This window comes from Streptomyces sp. NEAU-174 (assembly GCF_052665095.1).
Genome location: NZ_JBQTCE010000014.1, coordinates 151862 through 169200, shown reverse-complemented (window position 1 = coordinate 169200; position 17339 = coordinate 151862). Strand labels below are relative to the sequence as shown.

Sequence of the window (17339 nt, the reverse complement as noted above, 5' to 3'; positions counted from 1 at the left end):
CTGGGCGGCCAGGCGCGTCAGGGCGGAGTCGCGCTGCGCGGCGGCGTGCGCGATCGATGCGGTGCGGATGCCCAGATCGAGTCGCCAGAGCGCGTCCGGGCCCTGCGGTGCCCGGGGCCGATCGTCGGCGCCTGCTCCGGCACGGTGAGCGCTCGTTCCGTCCTGGACGCGGCCTCGCCGCGAGCCGCGGCCATGACCGGTCGGGGAGCCGCCCAGGCCACCTCGCCGGCGTCGGCCTGGCCGCCCGGGGCCAGTGGGAGGGACGGCACAACCGACTGCGTTTGTGAGGATGCTGTGGGTGACGGGACATAGGGCTTCCGGCTTCCCCCAGCCCCTCCCTACCCTTCGGTTTTCATGACAAAGGACAACGCGCAGCAGTCCCAGGGGGACAACGGACACGGCCGCAGACGCTTCCTGGCGGCGACCGGGGCAGCCGTCGCCGGAGTCGTCGGCGGGGGAACGGTCGGCGTCCTGGGGACTGCCGGCAGCGCGGCCGCGGCCTCCTCCGGCAAGCGCGTCGCCGTCCTCGGCGGCGGAGTCTCCGGCCTCAGCGCCGCCCACGAACTGGCCGAACGCGGCTACGAGGTCACGGTCTACGAGTACTACGACGCCCTCGGCGGCAAGGCCCGCTCAATGGACGTCCCCGGGACCGGAACCGGCGGCCGCAAGCCGCTTCCCGGCGAGCACGGCTTCCGCTTCTTCCCCGGCTTCTACCGGAATCTGCCGGACACCATGCGCCGCATCCCCTTCCCCGGCAACGCGAACGGCGTCCACGGCAACCTCCGTGGCGGTACGGAGGAGTTGTTCGCGCGCGGCTCGGGCCGCCCGGACCTGCACTTCCCGCTGCGCCGGGTCACCACCCCACCCGCTCCCGGCGACCTCACCCCGTCCTGGATCCGCGACCAGATCCTGTCGGTGCTGGATCTCGCCACTCGCCTGCCCGCCGACGAGGCCGCCTACTTCGCCGACCGCCTCCTGGTCCACCTCACCAGCTGCGACGCCCGCCGCGAGGGCCAGTGGGAGAAGGTCCCGTGGTGGGACTTCATCCGGGCCGGCGAGATGAGCCGCGAGTACCAGGTGCTCCTCGGCATCGGCCAGACCCGTAACCTCGTCGCCACCCGCGCCGAGACGGCCTCCACCCGCACCGTCGGCCGCGTCATCATCGAGGCCCTCATCCTGTGGGGGCTGCTCGGCCGCGGCATGGACGGCGACGCGGACATCGACCGTGTGCTCAATGCCCCGACCAGCGAGGCGTGGATCGACCCCTGGGAGAGCCATCTGCGCTCCCTGGGCGTGGAGTTCGTGCTCGGCACCGAGGTCCGGGAGGTGGTGTACGGCGGCGGCCGGGTGACCGGCGTACGGGTGGCGGCGCGCGACGGCGGCCGGCCGCGCACCATCACCGCCGACCACTACGTCTCCGCCCTCCCGGTCGAGCACGCGCGCGTGACCTGGGGCCCGGCCCTGCGCGCCGCCGACCCGCAGCTCGGGCGGTGCGACGCGCTGAAGACGGACTGGATGACCGGCGTGATGTTCTATCTGCGCACGCCCACCCCCGTCGTGCACGGCCACATCAACTGCCTCGACTCCCCGTGGGCGGTCACCGGAATCGGCCAGACGCAGTTCTGGGACGTACGGGACTTTTCGCGCGACTACGGAGACGGGCGGGCCCACGAGTGCCTGTCCACGATCATCTCGGAGTGGGACAAGCCCGGCATCCTGTACGGCAAGACGGCCCGTGAGTGCACCAAGGACGAGATCGTCGCCGAACTGTGGGCCCAGCTGAAGGACGGGCTCAACGACTCCGGCAAGACGACGCTCAGGGACGAGGACCGGCTCGGCTGGTTCATGGACCCGGCCGTGACGGGCCTCGGCGGCCCCGATCCGCAGAACCGCGAACAGCTCCTCATCCACCCCACCGGCACCCTCTACCACCGCCCGTCCGCGAGGACGGCGGTGCCGAACTTCTTCCTCGCGGGCGACTACGTCCGTACGGATGTGGATCTGGCGACCATGGAGGGCGCCAACGAGTCCGCGCGACGCGCCGTCAACGCACTCCTGGACGCGGATAGTTCGGGCGCCGAGCGGTGTCACATCTGGGAGTTGTTCCGGCCGCCGGAGATGGAGCCGCTGAAGCGGGTCGACGAGGTGCGCTATCGGCTGGGGCTGCCCAACACCTTCGATCTGGGTTAGCACCCACGGCACCTGTCGGGGCGGTCCGCGGACGCGGGCCCGGGACGGCACCGCGTTCGTCGGGCTACCAGCGCCGCAGCAGCCGGTGCATCGCCTCCGCGGACTCGGTCATGGCGGCCAGCGAGCAGGATTCATCGGTGACTTGGGCCTGGTCCGGGTCGCCCGGTCCGTACACCACCACCGCCGGATCGCCGAGCCGGCCGGTCAGCACCGAGGCGTCGGTGAAGTAGGTCGCGTACTCGGCCGGGCGGGCCGAGGAGCCGGGGGCCAGGATCTCCCGCGCGGTGGCGGCGGCCGATGGGTCGGTGGCGACGCCGGGCAGGTCCAGGAGCGGTTCGAGGCCGCTGCCGTCGCCGCACAGCCGGGCGATCTCGGCGATCGCCTCGTCCCGGCCGAAGCCGGGAACGGTGCGTACGTCCAGCCACATCTCGGCGTGGTCCGGCACCAGGTTGGGCTGCTCGCCCGCGTGGAACGTGCCGATGTTGACCGTGGCCGGGCCGTGGGTCGGGCTCACCGGCCAGTCACGGTGCGCGTGGATCCTGCCCGCCGCGGCGGCGAGCGCGGCGATCGCGTTGCGGCCCAGCTCCGGGCGGGAACGGTGCGCGGAGACCCCACGGGCCGTCGCGGCGAGCCACAGCACGCCCTTGTGGCCGAGGACGGTCCGGTTGCCGGTCGGCTCGGCCACGATGAGCAGGTCGGTAGGGGTGAGTGACGCCGCGTCGAACCCCGCGGTCTTCGCGGCGGCCGGGCGCTCGAGCAGCGGCAGCTCGGTGAACAGGATCGACAGATTGACCGTGCAGGGAAGTCGGCTCTTCATCAGTGCTCCCGGCCGAGGCTCTTCAGGTGCGGACGCCAGCCACCGAAGTCGGTGATCTCCTTGTGGACGCCCCTCTCCAGCTCGCCGCGGCGAAGGACCATCGAGAAGGACGCGGAACCGTCCTGGAGCCGTATGATCCCGAACTCCAGTTCCGGCGGCTCGGCGGGCAGCAGTTGGTCGCGCAGCACCTCGTCGGGGATGTCGTAGACCTCGCCTTCCACCGCGGTGCCGACAGCGGGGTCGGGCAGCAGCCCGGGGCAGGTGTCCCGGATCGAGAAGAAGCGGTGGCCGTTGCGGATAGTATTTTCTGCGATACGGAATGACAACCCCCCGCTCGCCACTCGCCCCGGCGCCATCGCCGCAGGTCCCGCACTTCGGTGGCAGACTCATCGAGGCGGTGGCGACGTCCGGACGTACGGGCGGTGCGGGGACGCAAAAGCCTTGACAGGCCCTCATGGCGGACCTATACATCTGCCAAATCGAAAAATGAATTCCGCATGGCGAAAAGCGCTGGGGTCCCGCCTCTCCCACGCCCTGCGCGGCGTCCCAACGGCCCCGTCCCGACCGCACCGCACGAGATGTGCCACCCGTCCCAGACGGCCTCGCCCCACCCGTGGAGTACGGCCCGGCCCAGGAGGTTCTCGACATGAAACCCATCCATCTGCTCGGCGCGATCCCGTTCCTCGGGATCCTCGGGGGGATCTTCTTCGCGAACCGGGTGACGCCCTACGTCCTCGGTATGCCGTTCAACCTCTTCTGGCTGGTCATGTGGGTCGTGCTGATCTCGGCGATCATGGCCGTCATCTACCGTCTGGACCCGGCGAACCGTGAGGAGCAGAGCTCATGATCGCCCTCGCCGTCATCTTCGCCTTCCTGCTCGCGGCCCTGGGCCTGGGGCTGCGCGCCCGCCGTGGCAGGGACATGGATCTCGAACAGTGGTCGGTGGGCGGCCGCGGCTTCGGGACGGTCTTCGTCTTCCTGCTGCTGGCCGGCGAGATCTACACGACCTTCACCTTCCTGGGCGCCTCGGGATGGGCCTACGGCAAGGGCGCGCCCGCCTACTACATCCTCTGTTACGCCTCGCTGGCGTACGTCCTGTCGTACTGGCTGCTCCCGGCCGTGTGGCGCTACGCCAAGCAGCACCGGCTGATCTCGCAGTCCGACTTCTTCGTCGTCAAGTTCAACAGCCCGCTGCTCGGCGCGCTGGTGGCCCTCGTCGGAGTCGTCGCGATGGTGCCCTATCTCGTCCTCCAGCTCAAAGGGCTGGGGATCATCGTGTCCATCTCCTCCGACGGCCGGATCTCCTCCCACTGGGCCATCGTGCTCGGCACGGTGGCGCTGACCCTCTATGTGACGATCTCGGGCATCCACGGCTCGGCCTGGACCTCGGTGCTCAAGGACGCCGTCATCCTCGCGATCGTCCTCATCCTGGGCATCTACCTGCCGATGCACTACTTCGGCGGCGTGGGCGAGATGTTCCACGCGGTGGACAAGGCCCACCCCCAGCTCCTCACGCTGCCCTCCAGCGGCATGAGCACCTCGTGGTTCGCCTCCACCGTGCTGCTCTCGGCGGTCGGCTTCTACATGTGGCCGCACAACTTCAGCGCCTCCTACAGCGCCGAGAACGAACGCGTCTTCCGCCGCAACGCCATCTTCATGCCGCTCTACCAGCTCATCCTGCTCTTCGTCTTCTTCGTCGGCTTCACCGCCATCCTGGTCGTGCCCGGCCTCAAGGGCGCCGACGCGGACCTGTCCCTGCTGCGCATCACCACCGCCACCTTCCCCTCCTGGTTCGTCGGCATCGTCGGTGGCGCCGGGCTGCTCACCGCGCTGGTCCCCGGATCCCTGCTGCTCATGACCTCCGCGACCTGCCTGGCGAAGAACGTCTACCGCCTCGCCCGGCCCCACACCAGCGAGCAGCACATCGGCCGCCTCGCACAGCTGCTCGTCCCCGCCCTCGCCCTGGTCTCCCTCTACTTCACCTTCAACGGCGGCAGTTCGATCGTCTCGCTGCTGCTCATGGGCTACGCACTGGTCACCCAGCTCTTCCCCGCACTGCTGGCGAGCCTCGCGCCGCGGCAGTTCGTCACCAAGGAGGGAGCGGCGGCGGGCATCGTCGTCGGAGTCACCACGGTCGCCGTGGTCACCCTCTCCGACGCCACGGTGGGCAGCCTCCTGCCGGGACTCCCCCAGGCGGTGAAGGACCTCAACGTCGGCGTCATCGCCCTCGTGCTCAACGCCGTGGCCATGGTGGGCATCTCCGCCGTCACCCGCACCGCGAGCCCCGCCCCCGCGACCACCGCCGCCCTGCGCCCCGAACCCGAAGCCACGGCCGACACCGGCTGACCCGCTCCCCCGGGCCGGGCCCTCATATGGGCGCCCCCGGCCCGGGGCTCCCGCCGCCAGGTCCATGGCCTGGCGGTCAGTTGACGTCCGGCTCGACTGCCGGGTTGTCGCCGGGCAGCCCCATACGGCGGGTCGTTGCCCACAGGAGCAGGGCGGCGAGGCTGAAGGACGCGCCGAGAACCGTCACCGCCGGCCAGCCCGCCGTCGCGTAGGCGAGGGAGGAGCCGAGGGCGCCGAGGCTGCTGCCCGCGGAGTAGAAGACCATGTAGCCGCCGATGATCCTGCTGCCCGCGTCGGGCCGGACGGCGTGGATCAGGGTCTGGTTGGTGACGTGGACGGTCTGTACGGCGAAGTCCAGCAGGACGGCGCCGACCGCCAACGCCCACAGCGATTGCCGGGTCAGTGCGATCGGGAGCCAGGAGAGCGCCAGCAGGGCGAGGCCGACACCGGTCGTGCGCTGGGCGAGTCCCCGGTCGTTCCAGCGCCCGGCCACTCCGGCGGCGACCGCCCCGGCCGCCCCGGCGAGCCCGAACGCTCCGATCGCGGTGTGCGACAGCGACCACGGCGGACCACTCAGGGGCTGCGCCACGCCGCTCCACAGCGCGCTGAAGGCCGCGAACACCAGCAGGGCGAGCGCGCCCCGGATCCGCAGCAGCGGATGCCGTACGAACAGGGCGACGGTCGAGGCCACCAGTCGTCCGTACGACGCCTCACGCACCCCGGCGGACGGTGCGCCCGGGGGCAGCACACGACGCAGCAGCAAGGCGAGGACCGCGGTGACGCCCGCGGACACCAGGTAGACCGCCCGCCAGCCGGCGAGGTCGGCGAGGACACCGGCCGCGGCGCGGGCCAGCAGGATTCCGGTGACGATACCGCCGGTGACCGTCCCGACGGCACGGCCGCGCCGGGCGGGCGGGGTCAGAGCGGCAGCCGCCGCGACCATCGTCTGGGCGACGACGGCGAGCAGCCCGACCACGGCGAGCGCGCCGAGCAGCGCCGCCACGCCCGGCGCCAGCCCGGCGGCCAGGAGTGCCAGTGCCAGCAGCCCGAGCTGACCGGTGACCAACCGCCGACGGTCGAGCAGGTCGCCGAGCGGCACCAGCGTCAACAGGCCCACCACATAGCCGAGTTGAGTCACTGTGACGATCACGCCGAGCAATCCTGAGCCGAGCGCGAACCGCTCGCCGAGGGTCACCAGCAGCGGCTGGGCGAAGTAGACGGTGGCGACGGAGCTGCCGCAGGCGAGGGCGAGCAGGGGCACGAGCTTGGCGGGCGGCGGCGCGTCCGACGCAGGCACCGCGGCAGGGACTGTGGCAGGCGCCTGGTGGCCGCTGGTCCCGCCGCACCCGCCGACAGCACCGGAGCACTCGATCGCCATACCGACACACCTTCCATTCGGTTGCAACTTGCTACCGCCGTGACCGTAGCCGTGCGAGGTAGCATGTTGCAACCATCTCTGGAGAGGATCCGGGGAACTGGAGGAGAGGAGCCACGGATGGTCGCCCGCACCCGTTTCGACGCCGACCCCTGTCCCGTCGCCCGGACGGTGAACGCCATCGGCGACTGGTGGTCGCTGCTGATCGTGCGGGACGCCTTCGACGGCAGCCGCCGCTTCGGCGAGTTCCAGCGCAGCCTCGGCATCGCCAAGAACATCCTGGCGGCGCGGCTGCGCACACTGGAGGAGGCCGGGGTGCTGCGCGGCGAGCCCGCGCCGGACGGCGGGTCGCACCGCGAGTACCTCCTCACGGACAAGGGCCGCGCCTTGTTCCCGGTGATCGTCGCCCTGCGCCAGTGGGGCGAGGAACAGTGCTTCACCCCCGGCGAGGACCACTCCCGCCTGCTGGACCGCCGGACCGGCCGCCCGTTGCGCCCTTTGCGGATTCAGGCGGCGGACGGACGGCCGGTGGAGCCGGAGGACACGGTCGTGGAGAAGGTGCGGGAGAAGGAGGGCGGGAAGCGAGGGTGATCTCCGCCAGGTGACAGGGTTGTTGCCGCGGTAGTTGCCGCATCCGAGTCCCGCGCGCACACCGGCGGCAATACGATGCGAGCACACGACCCCGCCTCTCCGTCACGGTGGCCATCATGAACAGCGTGTACTCGCCCATCCTGGAGCTCAATCTCCTCCGGGAGTTCGACGACAAGTTCGGGACGCACAGCTACGCGGATGGCTTCGAGCTGCTCGACTACGACGACAAGAGCGAGCTCAAGGGCTGGCTGGACGATCCGAAGAACCCCAGCCGCGCCGAGTTCTTCGACCAGCTGATCCCCTTCGCACGGGCCACCGGCAGCGGTTCGGGCTACGCGCTGTGGCGGTTCGACGACCGGGCCGACCTCGCGGACCTGCCCGTCGTGTTCCTCGGTGACGAGGGCGACGTCTGGGTCCATGCGCGCAACCTGCGAGAGCTGCTCCGGCTGCTCCCCGTCGAACGCGACGTCGCCTACGAGGACGAGGATCTCGACGAGCTCTTCCCGGCACGTCAGGAATACCTGATCTGGCTGGACCGGAACTTCGGTCTCACCCCGCCCGACGAGGACGAGGAAGCGGCCATCGGCAAGGCGGCCATGTGCGCGTTCGGCCCGCGGTTCGCCACATGGCTGGCACGGTTCACGAACGAAGGCGTGATCGATGACATGGTCAGGCTGCTGGACGGCTGAGCCCGGCGCGGGCGGCCGCTCAGGCGGTCTCGGCCCGGGTGCGACGTGCCTCGTGGAGGAGTTCGCCCCACCACAGCAGCTCGTCGAGCATCGCCTTCGCGGCGCCGTTCGGGCCCTCCGGGTCCCGTAGCTCGCCCTCCGGGCCGAAGAGCTCGTAGTAGCGGGGGAACGTCACGACGTTGCGCACCGTGTGGGCCTGGAGTTCGGCGAAGACCTGGCGGAGCTGCTCGATGGCGAGCAGGCCGCCGCTGGCTCCGCTGTAGCCGACGAAGCCGATCGGCTTGGCCTCCCACTCCGTGTAGTGCCAGTCGATCGCGGCCTTCAGGGAGGCGGGGAAGCTGCGGTTGTAGTCGGGCGTCACCACGACCACCGCGTCGGCCTGCTCAAGCCGCCGGGTGAGGTCCGCCATCCCGGCAGGGCGGGCCATACGGGGTTCGAGGGCGGGCGGCACCGCCGGGAGGGCCAGTGGCAGGGCGGTGTCGGCGAGATCGACGAGGTTCACCGTGAAGCGACCGTACTCCTCGGCCCGTTCCGCGAACCACTTCGCGACCACCGGGCCGAAGCGGCCCTCCCGGACACTGCCGATGATCACCGCGAGGTCGAGGGGTGCACCGTTCTGGGACTCCATGGGCATGGTTGTTCAGCACCTTTCCTTGTGCTGGGGTCCGTTGGATCGCCTTCGAATCTGCCGGGGTCACCGGGTGCCAGGAAGGCCGGGCCGAGACTGGTAGTGGCACGGCCACGATCCGCACCGGCGCGGCTGCTACGTTCACGGCGTGAGCGACAACGAGCTGGGGCTCTTCCTCCGCAGCCGCCGCGAGGCCGTGGCCCCCGCCGACGTGGGGCTGCCCACCGGGCCGCGCCGCCGGACGCCGGGGCTGCGCCGGGCCGAGCTGGCCACGCTCGCCGGGGTCAGCGTGGAGTATGTGACCCGGCTGGAGCAGGGGCGCGACCGCAGACCGTCCGCGCCAGTGCTCTCCGCGCTCGCCGACGCGCTGCGGCTGACCGCGAGCGAGCGGGTCCATCTGCACCGGCTCTCCAAGGGCGCCGAGGGCGGGTTCACCTGCCGGGGCGGGGCGGTGCCCGGCCGTACGGTGCGGCCCACCGTGCGGGCGCTGCTGGACCGTCTCGAGCCCGCCCCGGCCGTTCTGCGCAACGGGCTGGGCGAGCTCCTGGCCTGGACGGAGGCGTACGAACGGCTCACCCGGCCGCTGGGGCTCCTCGATGCCCACGGTGCGGACGGCGGTCCGCCCAGCCTCGTCCGCTACGTCTTCACCGACCCGCGGGCACGCACCGCCTGCCCCGACTGGGACCGGGTCGCCGATGACCAGGTGGCCGCGCTCAAGCAGGGGCCGTTCCGCGCGGACCCCCATATCGCGGCGGTCGCCGACGAGCTGACCGTGACCGCCGGTCCGGACTTCGCCGAGCGGGTGGCGACCCTGCCCGGTCTGCCGAGGGCGAACGGCGTCCTGCGGCTCGTTCACCCCGAGGAGGGGGAACTCCGCCTGGCCTACGAGACGCTGGAGCTGCCCGCGGACGACGATCAGCGCCTGGTGGTGCACATCCCCGCCGACGACGCCTCCGCCGCCGCGCTGGACCGGCTGACGGGCCGCCGGTCCGGGGCGCTGCGCGCGGTGTCCGGCTGAGACCGCTGGGGACGGCCGTCGGCCCGACCACGGCGGTCGAGGACGTGGTGGTCACGGCGGTCGAGGACGTGGCGGGGTTCAGCGTGGAATCACCCAGCTCGGCGCCCAGGTCCCGGCGGCGTCGTGGCCGGTCGCCGTTGTCGCCGTGGTGGCGAGGTGGGCGCGGAGGGTGGGCAGCGCCGGGTGGGGGTTGTCGCGGTGCCAGAGGAGGGAGTGCGGGTAGACGGGTGTCGGGTCGGTGACCGGGATACGGCGCAGGCCGTGGCCGGCGGGCCAGACGGTGGGGGCACCTCCCGGCGGTAGCCGGGGGAGGGTCTGCTCGCTCATGAAGGTGGCCAGGGCCGGGGTGTCGGCGATGGTGTCGAGGAGCGCGTCGGAGCCGAAGTTGGGGCCCGTCGCCTCGATGGTGAGGCCGAACTCGGCGACGAGGTCGTCGTAGTAGGCGGCCCATTCGGTACCGGGGACGATGCCGGGCATCCAGATCCGGTGCCCGGCGAGCTGGGCTACGGTCACCGACCGGGCGCCCGCCAGCGCGTGTGCGGGGCCGGTGAGCAGTTGGAGCGGCTCGTCGAGCACCCGGACGGAGGCGATGTCCTCGGGAAGGGGCCGGCCGGGCATGGCGACGGCGCGGAAGGAGGCGTCGATCGTGCCGGACCGGATGGCGGCGACGGCCGTCTCGACATCGAACAGCATCACCACGTCGAGGTCGATCTCGGGGTGCGCGCGGTGGAAGCCGCGCATCAGGGCCGACTGTGCGGTGCGCGAGGCGATCACGTCGACGCGCAGCGGACGGCGGCCGGCGCGCACGGACGAGACCGCGCGTTCGGCGACGCGCAGCAGCTCGCGCGCGTGCGGCAGGAACGCCTGCCCGTCGATGGTGAGCTCGGCGCCGCGCGGAGTGCGGGTGAACAGCCGCACGCCGAGGTCGCGCTCCAGCGCGGCGATGCGCTTGGAGACGGCCTGCTGGGTGACCGCGAGCTCGGCGGCGGCCTCCTGGAACTGCCCCGCGTCGGCGGCGGCGACGAAGGTCCGGACGGTGTCGAGGTCCATGCCGAAACCCTAGGGCCACAACCATTGGTTGTGGCAGGTGGCCCTGCGGTTGTTTGATCCCTGGGTGTGGCGCTCGCTTTGATGCTTCCGATCGCGGATCGGTTGTACGAATGAGTGGCGAGGGGGCGTCGGGTATGCGGGGCGGGCACGGGCCGGGACATCTGCTCGGACATCGGCTGGGGCGGCGGTTCGGGTGGCTCTGGGGGGCGTACGGGACCAGCGCGCTCGGCACATGGCTCGCCTTCGGCGCGTTCCCGCTGATCGCCATCCGGGTGTTGCACGCCGGACCGGCCGAGGTGGCCGCGCTCTCCTCCGTCGGGGCCGCCGTGGGCGCGGCCGCGGCGGTGCCGCTCGGCCCGTGGGTGGAGTTCCGCCGCAAGCGGCCGGTGCTGATCGCGACGGATCTGGTGCGGTGCGCGGCACTGCTGACGATCCCCGCCGCGTTCGCGTTCGGCGCGCTCACCTTCCTCCAGCTCCTGCTGGTCTCCGTCGTCGTCGCGGCGGCCGACATCACCTTCCGCGCCGCCTCCGGCGCGTACCTCAAGGCGCTGCTGCCGGCCGAGGACCTGCTCGTCGCCAACGCCCGGTTCGAGTCCACGGCCTGGACGACCACGATCATCGGACCACCGCTGGGCGGCGCCGCGATCGGACTCCTCGGCCCGGTGGCGACGGTGGTGGCCGACGCGGTCAGCTACCTGCTCTCTGCCCTGGGCATCCGCGCGATGGGCGGGCACGAGCCGCGCCCGGAGCGCCGGGCGACCGCGCGCATGAGGACCAGGGACCTGCTCGACGGCTGGCGTTACATCCTCGCCGACGCGACGCTGCGCCCGCTGTTCTTCAACACCGCCTTGTTCAACGGCCTGGTGATGGCCGCCCAGCCGCTGCTGGCCGTCCTGATGCTGGGCAAACTCGGGTTCGCGCCGTGGCAGTACGGCCTCGCCTTCGCCGCACCCTCGATCGGCGGGCTGCTCGGTTCGTGGCTGGCCCGACCGCTCGTCACCCGGTTCGGGCAGCACCCGGTCCTGGTCGCGCTCGGGGCGCTGCGCGCCATCTGGCCCGTCGGCCTGGCCCTCGTGGAACCGGGCACCCGCGGACTGCTGCTGGTGATGGGCGTCGAGCTCGGGCTCATCTTCTGCTGCGGGGTCTTCAACCCCGTCTACGCCACCTACCGCCTCGAGCGCACCGCGCCCGATAGGGTCGCCCGCACGCTGTCCGCCTGGGCGGTGACGACCAAGGCCTCGACCGCGCTCCTGACGGCCCTCTGGGGCGTGCTGGGCGGCCTGCTCGGCCCGCGTACGGCCATCGCCCTGGCCGGGGTGCTCCTGCTGGCGACCCCGCTGCTGCTCCCCCGCCGCGCAGCGGCGCGTCTCCCGGAGCTGCGGCCGGAACCGTACCCGAGCCGGTCGAGCGGCAGCGCATGACGGGCCGCGACGAGGCCCGGCTCGGGCACGCCGAGCGCCCCGTCCCCGCCGAGCGGCACCCGCCTCTCCTGAGGCCACGGCCCCGAGGCCGTGCCACCGGGCAGATCACCCCGAAGACCTCACCCGGCAGGGATGGCTTCGCCGCCGCCTTGGCCGCCTCTGACGAAGGACTCGACCATCGTGGCGGCTTCTGGCGTCTCGACCGCCTCAGAGATCACATGGGCTTCTTCCCGGCCTCTCCGCTCGCGCGATGTGTCCCAGCGGCCGCGCATCACGTGTTTGGTCCGCCCCAGAGCGAACGCCGGTCCTGCGGCGAGCCGTTCGCTGAGTCGGAGTGCTCGATCACCGAGTCGTACCGCTGCCGCGCGCGGGTCGCCGGGCAGCAGTTCGGCCGCGGCCTTGCGCAGTACCGCGGTGCACGAGGGCTCCAGCCCGAGCAGATCGGGCACCGCGCCACCGCCGCGCCGGGCGCGGACGACCTCCACCAGGCGGACGTCCATCCCCTCGATCGCCACCGGGCGGTGCGGCAGCAGGGCCGGTACTCAGGGGCAAGGGCCCATCGACCAGTGCCGCTTCTACGAGCAGCTCAACGGGGATGAGTCAGGCCATATCGAGGGCGACCGCATGTCCTCGGCGAGCGAGCAGCGGTCAGCCCTTGCGGGTCTTGACCTCCTCGGTCAGCTGCGGGACGACCTCGAAGAGGTCGCCCACCACGCCGTAGTCGACCAGGTCGAAGATCGGGGCCTCGGCATCCTTGTTGACGGCCACGATGGTCTTCGAGGTCTGCATACCGGCCCGGTGCTGGATCGCACCCGAGATACCCGCCGCGATGTACAGCTGCGGCGAAACGGTCTTACCCGTCTGACCCACCTGATTGGTGTGCGGATACCAGCCCGCGTCCACCTTCGGAACGACCAGGTAGTCGGGCGCCAGCATCGCCGGAAGCACACCCATCGTGCCGTCCGTAGACGCCATCCCCGCAGACGACCAGGTCGTAGCCGGCCTTCTCGATGGCCCTGGCCAGCACCAGCGAGGTGCTTGTGTCCCCTGTTTACCGGCGACCAGCGCCCTGAGGGCTCAGGCGTCGTAGGTGTAGAAGCCACGACCGCTCTTGCGGCCCAGGTGACCTGCCGCGACCATGCGGCGCAGCAGGGCGGGCGGTGCGTACAGGGGTTCCTTGAACTCCTCGTACATCGACTCGGCCACCGCCTGGGCGGTGTCGAGTCCGATGAGGTCGAGCAGGCGCAGCGGCCCCATGGGGTGGGCGCAGCCGAGTTCCATGCCCCGGTCGATGTCGTCCGGCCGCGCCGAGCCCGATTCCACCATCCGCACCGCGCTCAGCAGGTAGGGCACAAGGAGGGCGTTGACGACGAAGCCGGAGCGGTCGGGTGCCTGGATGGCCTGCTTGCCGAGCTGCTGGACGAGGTCGCGGGTGCGCTGCACGGTCTCCTGGCTGGTGGTGAGAGCGGGGATGACCTCGACCAGCTGCTGCACGGGCACGGGGTTGAAGAAGTGCATACCAATGAGCTGGGCGGGCCGTTCCGTGGCGACGGCGAGGTCGACGATGGGAATCGAGGAGGTGTTGGTGGCCAGGATCGCCGCCGGGTCTTCCACGACCTTGTCCAGGGCGCGCAGGACTTCGGTCTTGATGTCGCGGTTCTCGGCGACGGCCTCGATGACGAACTGGCGGTCGGCCAGGTCGCTCAGGTCGTGGGTGAAGGAGAGCCGGGCGAGGGCCTGGTCTCGCTGCTCCTCGCTGAGCTTGCCACGCCGTACGCCCCCGTCGAGGGAGGCGGTCAGACGACGGCGGCCCGCCTCGACGGCGTCCGGGGTGGCCTCGGCGACACGGACATCGATGCCGTTGCGGGCGGCGACTTCGGCGATGCCGGAGCCCATGAGACCGCAGCCGACGACGCCGAGACGGGTAACGGGATACATCTGAGGTCCTATCCGGTGAGCGGGTGGTGTGCCTTGGCTGGTCAGACGTTGCGGCGGTACTGGCCGCCGACCTCGAAGAAGGCGTCGGTGATCTGCTGTAGCGAGCAGACCCGGGCGGCGTCCATGAGGACGGCGAAGACATTGCGGTCGCTCACCGCCGCTTCCTTGAGGGCGGCCAGCGCGGCGTGGGCCGTCTCGTGGTGGCGGGCCTGGAAATCCCGTACCCGCGCGAGCTGGGACTTCTTCTCGTCCTCGGTGGCGCGCGCCAGCTCGATGGCGGCGGGCGCAGCGGTGTCCGCATGCGGGTCGCGGAAGGTGTTGACGCCGATGATCGGCAGGGTGCCGTCGTGCTTGCGCTGCTCGTACAGCATCGACTCGTCCTGAATACGGCCGCGCTGGTAGCCGGTCTCCATGGCGCCGAGCACACCGCCGCGTTCGCTGATCCGCTCGAACTCCGCGAGTACGGCCTCCTCCACCAGGTCGGTGAGCTCGTCGATGATGAACGACCCCTGGAGGGGGTTCTCGTTCATCGCCAGACCCCACTCCCGGTTGATGATCAGCTGGATGGCCAGGGCCCGGCGGACCGAGTCCTCGGTGGGGGTGGTGACCGCCTCGTCGTAGGCGTTGGTGTGCAGGCTGTTGCAGTTGTCGTAGATCGCGATGAGCGCCTGAAGGGTGGTGCGGATGTCGTTGAAGTCCATCTCCTGGGCGTGCAACGAGCGGCCCGAGGTCTGGACGTGGTACTTCAGCTTCTGGCTGCGCTCGTTCGCGCCGTACTTCTCCTTCATCGCCACGGCCCAGATGCGGCGGGCGACCCGGCCGAGGACGGAGTACTCGGGGTCCATGCCGTTGGAGAAGAAGAACGACAGGTTCGGGGAGAAGTCGTCGATGTGCATGCCCCGGGCGAGGTACGCCTCGACGTAGGTGAAGCCGTTGGCCAGGGTGAAGGCCAGCTGGCTGATGGGGTTCGCGCCGGCCTCGGCGATGTGATAGCCGGAGATGGACACCGAGTAGAAGTTGCGGACCTTGTGGGCGATGAACCACTCCTGGATGTCGGCCATCATCCGCAGGCTGAATTCGGTGGAGAACAGGCAGGTGTTCTGCCCCTGGTCCTCCTTGAGGATGTCGGCCTGCACCGTGCCGCGCACATGTCCCAGGGCGTGCGCACGGATTTCGGCCGTCTCCTCGGGCGACGGCTCGCGGCCCTCGGTCTCCCGGAACCGGTCGAGCTGCTGGTCGACGGCGGTGTTGAGGAAGAAGGCCAGGATGGTCGGCGCGGGTCCGTTGATCGTCATGGAGACCGAGGTTGTGGGCGCGACGAGGTCAAAGCCGTCGTAGAGCGCCTTCATGTCCTCCAGCGTGGCCACCGAGACGCCGGATGTGCCGACCTTGCCGTAGTTGTCGGGGCGTTCGTCGGGGTCGCGGCCGTAGAGGGTGACGGAGTCGAAGGCGGTGGACAGGCGGGTGGCCGGCTGGCCCTCGGAGAGCAGCTTGAAGCGCCGGTTGGTGCGGAACGGGTCGCCCTCGCCGGCGAACATCCGCGCCGGGTCCTCGCTGTCGCGCTTGAAGGGGAACACCCCGGCGGTGAAGGGGAAGTGGCCGGGCAGGTTCTCTCCGCGCCAGAACCGCACCAGTTCCCCGTGGTCGGTGAAGCGGGGCAGGGCGACCCGGGGGATCTTGTTGCCGGACAGCGACTCGCGGGTCAGCTTGGTACGGATCTCCTTGTCCCGGATCTTCACGACCTGCTCATCGCCGGAGTAGGAGGCGATGACGGTGGGCCAGTTCTCGATCCGCTCCGTGATGTCGTACGGGAGCTGCCTGCGGGCGTCCTCGAGCAGCGACCGCACGTTCTCCGCGTCGGAGCCCGCCTCCTCGAGCTCGGCCGTGACCGCCTCCAGACGCTGTACGCGCCGTGCCGCTTCGGCCAGTCGACCGGTCTCGGCGTGGTACCCGCGGACCGTCTCGCTGATCTCTGCGAGATAGCGCACCCGCTCCGCGGGAACCACCTGCCGGATGCCGGAGGAGTGACGCACATCCACCGGCGCCAGGCTGCCCTCGGACAGCGGCAGGCCCTTCTCGGCCAGGACGGTCTTCAGGTGCTGGTGGAGCGCGGTGACGCCGTCGTCGTTGAACGTGGCCGCCGAGGAGCCGTACACCGGCATGTCCTCGGGCCGCATGGTGAACGCCTCGCGGTTGCGGACCAGTTGGCGGGCCACGTCGCGGAGTGCGTCCTTGGCGCCGCGCCGCTCGAACTTGTTGATCGCCACGACGTCGGCGAAGTCGAGCATGTCGATCTTCTCCAGCTGCGAGGCGGCACCGAACTCGGGCGTCATCACGTACATCGAGGCGTCGACGAACGGCACGATCGCCGCGTCGCCCTGGCCGATGCCCGGCGTCTCCACGATCACCAGGTCGAATCCGGCCGCCTTCACCACATCGATCACGTCGGACAGGTGCTCGGGCAGCTCACGGCCGCCGCGGGTGGCCAGACTCCGGAAGAACACCCGGTTGCCGTCGAGGGAGTTCATGCGGATGCGGTCGCCGAGCAGCGCCCCTCCCCCGCGGCGGCGGGTCGGGTCGACGGCGATCACCGCGATCCGCAGCTTGTCCTGCTGGTCCACCCGGAAGCGGCGCACCAGCTCGTCGGTGAGCGACGACTTGCCCGAACCGCCGGTGCCGGTGATGCCGAGCACCGGGGTGACCCGCGCCCCTGCCGCGGCGCGCAACTGCTCCAGGAAGTGCGGGGGCAGCGCGCCGAGTTCGGCACCGGTGATGGCGCGGGCGATGGCGAACCGGTCGCCCGCCAGCACGTCCGCGACATCGGCCGGTTGACGATCCCAGAGTCCGAAGTCGCAGTCCTTCACCACCGAGTTGACCATCCCGGCCAGGCCCATCCGCTGCCCGTCCTCGGGAGAGAAGATGGTCACTCCGCCGGCGCGCAGCCGGTCGATCTCCTCGGGCACGATCACACCGCCCCCACCGCCCACGACACGGACGTGGTCCGCGCCCTGCGCGCGCAGCGACTCCACGAGGTACTCGAAGTACTCGACATGGCCGCCCTGGTAGGACGAGACCGCGACACCGTGCGCGTCCTCCTCCAGCGCCGCGTCCACGACCTCCCGCACCGACCGGTTGTGACCGAGGTGGATCACCTCCGCGCCCTGGGACTGGAAGATCCTTCGCATGATGTTGATCGACGCGTCGTGCCCGTCGAACAGCGCCGAAGCGGTAACCAGGCGGACGGGGTGCACGGGACGGTGCAGATCGCTCATGAGG

Annotated in this window: 15 protein-coding genes and 1 pseudogene; 7 read left to right on the top strand and 9 right to left on the bottom strand. The window is 71.0% G+C overall.

The window, feature by feature from the left end; translation table 11 throughout:
* Positions 1-354: 354 nt before the first annotated feature.
* Positions 355-2190 carry a hydroxysqualene dehydroxylase gene (locus tag ACT2CW_RS34890; protein ID WP_445519420.1) on the top strand — a complete coding sequence of 612 codons (1836 nt, stop codon included), beginning with the start codon at positions 355-357 and terminating at the stop codon, positions 2188-2190.
* Positions 2191-2254: 64 nt separating this feature from the next.
* Here the strand turns inward: ACT2CW_RS34890 and ACT2CW_RS34885 are convergent, their stop codons facing one another.
* Positions 2255-3007 carry a peptidase dimerization domain-containing protein gene (locus ACT2CW_RS34885; protein WP_445519419.1) on the bottom strand — a complete coding sequence of 251 codons (753 nt, stop codon included), beginning with the start codon at positions 3005-3007 and terminating at the stop codon, positions 2255-2257.
* The gene (locus ACT2CW_RS34880) at positions 3007-3333 is read right to left on the bottom strand and encodes an allophanate hydrolase-related protein (protein WP_445519418.1); all 327 of its coding nucleotides are present in this window, start codon (positions 3331-3333) and stop codon (positions 3007-3009) included. The genes ACT2CW_RS34885 and ACT2CW_RS34880 overlap by 1 nt, the downstream gene beginning before the upstream one ends.
* A 320-nt stretch (positions 3334-3653) precedes the next feature.
* Between ACT2CW_RS34880 and ACT2CW_RS34875 the strand changes: the two genes are divergently transcribed.
* A complete protein-coding gene (locus ACT2CW_RS34875; RefSeq protein ID WP_046089886.1) occupies positions 3654-3854 on the top strand; it encodes a DUF3311 domain-containing protein in 201 nt (66 codons plus the stop codon).
* Positions 3851-5353, top strand: coding sequence for a sodium:solute symporter family protein (locus tag ACT2CW_RS34870; RefSeq protein WP_445519417.1), 1503 nt, complete (start codon positions 3851-3853; stop codon positions 5351-5353). The genes ACT2CW_RS34875 and ACT2CW_RS34870 overlap by 4 nt, the downstream gene beginning before the upstream one ends.
* Before the next feature lie 76 nt (positions 5354-5429).
* Here the strand turns inward: ACT2CW_RS34870 and ACT2CW_RS34865 are convergent, their stop codons facing one another.
* A complete protein-coding gene (locus tag ACT2CW_RS34865) occupies positions 5430-6731 on the bottom strand; it encodes an MFS transporter (protein ID WP_445519416.1) in 1302 nt (433 codons plus the stop codon).
* A 117-nt stretch (positions 6732-6848) separates the two neighbouring features.
* On the opposite strand from ACT2CW_RS34865, the gene ACT2CW_RS34860 reads away from it, so the two are divergent.
* Both ACT2CW_RS34860 and ACT2CW_RS34855 read left to right on the top strand, forming a co-directional pair.
* Complete coding sequence (locus ACT2CW_RS34860; RefSeq protein ID WP_182468151.1) at positions 6849-7319, top strand: winged helix-turn-helix transcriptional regulator; 471 nt, start codon at positions 6849-6851, stop codon at positions 7317-7319.
* A 116-nt stretch (positions 7320-7435) separates the two neighbouring features.
* On the top strand, positions 7436-8008 hold the full coding sequence (locus tag ACT2CW_RS34855) for a hypothetical protein (protein ID WP_445519415.1): 573 nt from the start codon (positions 7436-7438) through the stop codon (positions 8006-8008).
* A 19-nt stretch (positions 8009-8027) separates the two neighbouring features.
* Here ACT2CW_RS34855 and ACT2CW_RS34850 read toward each other — a convergent pair whose 3' ends face one another.
* On the bottom strand, positions 8028-8636 hold the full coding sequence (locus tag ACT2CW_RS34850; protein ID WP_445519551.1) for an NADPH-dependent FMN reductase: 609 nt from the start codon (positions 8634-8636) through the stop codon (positions 8028-8030).
* A 148-nt stretch (positions 8637-8784) separates the two neighbouring features.
* On the opposite strand from ACT2CW_RS34850, the gene ACT2CW_RS34845 reads away from it, so the two are divergent.
* Positions 8785-9654, top strand: coding sequence for a helix-turn-helix domain-containing protein (locus tag ACT2CW_RS34845; protein ID WP_445519414.1), 870 nt, complete (start codon positions 8785-8787; stop codon positions 9652-9654).
* A gap of 78 nt (positions 9655-9732) precedes the next feature.
* Here ACT2CW_RS34845 and ACT2CW_RS34840 read toward each other — a convergent pair whose 3' ends face one another.
* Positions 9733-10704: a LysR family transcriptional regulator gene (locus ACT2CW_RS34840; RefSeq protein ID WP_445519413.1), complete on the bottom strand. Its 972-nt coding sequence runs from the start codon at positions 10702-10704 to the stop codon at positions 9733-9735.
* A gap of 134 nt (positions 10705-10838) precedes the next feature.
* On the opposite strand from ACT2CW_RS34840, the gene ACT2CW_RS34835 reads away from it, so the two are divergent.
* Entirely contained in the window at positions 10839-12125 is a 1287-nt protein-coding gene (locus ACT2CW_RS34835; RefSeq protein ID WP_445519412.1) for an MFS transporter, read from the top strand.
* Between the two features lie 119 nt (positions 12126-12244).
* Here the strand turns inward: ACT2CW_RS34835 and ACT2CW_RS34830 are convergent, their stop codons facing one another.
* The 4 genes and pseudogenes from ACT2CW_RS34830 to icmF form a co-directional block, all read right to left on the bottom strand.
* Complete coding sequence (locus ACT2CW_RS34830) at positions 12245-12625, bottom strand: hypothetical protein (RefSeq protein ID WP_445519411.1); 381 nt, start codon at positions 12623-12625, stop codon at positions 12245-12247.
* A gap of 148 nt (positions 12626-12773) precedes the next feature.
* Positions 12774-13028, bottom strand: a pseudogene (locus ACT2CW_RS34825) (electron transfer flavoprotein subunit alpha/FixB family protein); the annotation flags it as partial.
* Between the two features lie 174 nt (positions 13029-13202).
* Positions 13203-14063, bottom strand: a complete 861-nt coding sequence (locus ACT2CW_RS34820; RefSeq protein ID WP_445519410.1) for a 3-hydroxybutyryl-CoA dehydrogenase — start codon at positions 14061-14063, stop codon at positions 13203-13205.
* A gap of 41 nt (positions 14064-14104) precedes the next feature.
* Entirely contained in the window at positions 14105-17335 is a 3231-nt protein-coding gene (gene icmF / locus ACT2CW_RS34815) for a fused isobutyryl-CoA mutase/GTPase IcmF (RefSeq protein WP_445519409.1), read from the bottom strand.
* Between the last annotated feature and the right edge of the window lie 4 nt (positions 17336-17339).

Coding starts and splice junctions, on each gene's coding strand:
- ACT2CW_RS34820 (WP_445519410.1), bottom strand. CDS start 14,063: ATGTATCCCGTTACCCGTCTCGGCGTCGTCGGCTGCGGTCTCATGGGC.
- ACT2CW_RS34885 (WP_445519419.1), bottom strand. CDS start 3,007: ATGAAGAGCCGACTTCCCTGCACGGTCAATCTGTCGATCCTGTTCACC.
- ACT2CW_RS34830 (WP_445519411.1), bottom strand. CDS start 12,625: ATGGACGTCCGCCTGGTGGAGGTCGTCCGCGCCCGGCGCGGCGGTGGC.
- ACT2CW_RS34840 (WP_445519413.1), bottom strand. CDS start 10,704: ATGGACCTCGACACCGTCCGGACCTTCGTCGCCGCCGCCGACGCGGGG.
- icmF (WP_445519409.1), bottom strand. CDS start 17,335: ATGAGCGATCTGCACCGTCCCGTGCACCCCGTCCGCCTGGTTACCGCT.
- ACT2CW_RS34890 (WP_445519420.1), top strand. CDS start 355: ATGACAAAGGACAACGCGCAGCAGTCCCAGGGGGACAACGGACACGGC.
- ACT2CW_RS34875 (WP_046089886.1), top strand. CDS start 3,654: ATGAAACCCATCCATCTGCTCGGCGCGATCCCGTTCCTCGGGATCCTC.
- ACT2CW_RS34865 (WP_445519416.1), bottom strand. CDS start 6,731: ATGGCGATCGAGTGCTCCGGTGCTGTCGGCGGGTGCGGCGGGACCAGC.
- ACT2CW_RS34870 (WP_445519417.1), top strand. CDS start 3,851: ATGATCGCCCTCGCCGTCATCTTCGCCTTCCTGCTCGCGGCCCTGGGC.
- ACT2CW_RS34860 (WP_182468151.1), top strand. CDS start 6,849: ATGGTCGCCCGCACCCGTTTCGACGCCGACCCCTGTCCCGTCGCCCGG.
- ACT2CW_RS34850 (WP_445519551.1), bottom strand. CDS start 8,636: ATGGAGTCCCAGAACGGTGCACCCCTCGACCTCGCGGTGATCATCGGC.
- ACT2CW_RS34855 (WP_445519415.1), top strand. CDS start 7,436: ATGAACAGCGTGTACTCGCCCATCCTGGAGCTCAATCTCCTCCGGGAG.
- ACT2CW_RS34835 (WP_445519412.1), top strand. CDS start 10,839: ATGCGGGGCGGGCACGGGCCGGGACATCTGCTCGGACATCGGCTGGGG.